Origin of the sequence: Paracoccus nototheniae (assembly GCF_004335005.1) — a bacterium.
Classification (GTDB): Bacteria; Pseudomonadota; Alphaproteobacteria; order Rhodobacterales; family Rhodobacteraceae; genus Paracoccus; species Paracoccus nototheniae.
Genome location: NZ_RQRT01000220.1, coordinates 1 through 316, shown reverse-complemented (window position 1 = coordinate 316; position 316 = coordinate 1). Strand labels below are relative to the sequence as shown.

At 57.6% G+C, this 316-nt stretch carries 1 protein-coding gene; it reads right to left on the bottom strand.

Annotated elements, in window-relative coordinates; genetic code table 11:
• A partial coding sequence (locus EG885_RS22530) for a transposase (protein WP_131579096.1) occupies positions 1 to 316 on the bottom strand: 316 nt, incomplete at both ends.

The following is a 316-nucleotide window of genomic DNA, read 5'->3' as shown; positions in this document are numbered from 1 at the left end:
TTGACGGCCATACTGGTCGCTGTGCGATGTGCCTTCAGGTATGTCGCATCTATCATCACGGTCTTCTCTTCACCGTGTTCGGCAGCAAGCCCGGCCATCATCCGAGCGAAGATGCCTTTTCCGCTCCCGCTCCAACGGCTGTAAAGCGTCTTGTGGGGTCCATAGGCGGTCGGTGCATCACGCCAGCGCAAGCCATTGCGGATAATGAAGATAATCCCGCTGAGAACTCGCCTGTCATCAACGCGTGGCTTGCCGTGCGACTTTGGAAAAAAGGGGGCCATGCGTGCCATCTGCGCGGCAGTCAGCCAGAAAAGGT